We start from the raw sequence: 764 nt of genomic DNA, 5'->3' as shown, positions 1-764 counted from the left end.
CGCGAAACGGAGCGTTTATTCAGCGTCCACTGCGAGCTGTTCGTGTGGAACTGGTACGCCCGGTACGAGCATCAGTTGTGGCTGGAAATTGCCACGACCCATGGGGCGCCCATTCGCCTGCCGTTGCTGGAGGACGTGCGGATTACCCCGCGTCAACTGGACGCGCAGTGGAACCAGATCGTCCCCGTCGTGCCTTTCGTCGCGCTGCCCGGTGCGCGCAGCCGACACGACCTCGGCACGCCGGTCCTGTGCCGCAGCGGCTTTGTCTATGTGTTTTACCGCGGGCGCCTGTGGCGTGAACTGGAAGTGCGGCAGGACGGCGAGCGCACGACTTACCACGACATTGACGTGTCGATGTTTCGCGAAGGCCAGGATCTGTGCGACGACTACCGCCTGGCCAAGGGTGTCGCACTCAGCGACATCTGGCTGCCCGCCACCTGGAACCGGCAACCTGCCGAAACGGTGCAACTGTGCTTCAGCGAGATCCAGCTCAGTGCTGCCCGCGTCAAGCGCCTGGAGGAGGACCCGGAGTTACGCGCCCGGCGTTGCCAGAGCCCCGCGTTGCCGTGCGACAGTCAGACGTTCGAACGGCTTTTCGACCCGCAGCCCGATGGGCAGGCGATGCTCGAGGCCTTCGGGCGCTTCAATGCGTGGGATGCCCAGGCGTCCGACAGCGCGACGAAAGCCAGCGTCACCTGGCACAACCTGGCCGAACGCGCTTTTCCGCTCAGCCTGATCGCCCCGCAACGGGCACGCCAGAGCGG

At 65.4% G+C, this 764-nt stretch carries 1 protein-coding gene; it reads left to right on the top strand.

Features of this window, described 5'->3' with window-relative positions; translation table 11 throughout:
* The coding region (locus tag AC1Q6D_RS33135) for a toxin VasX (RefSeq protein ID WP_492574024.1) at positions 1-764 on the top strand (764 nt) is incomplete at both ends.

Source organism: Pseudomonas sp. MT92, from assembly GCF_058792515.1.
Note: the sequence above shows the minus strand (reverse complement) of the source record. Positions and strands in the feature narration are given on the sequence as shown.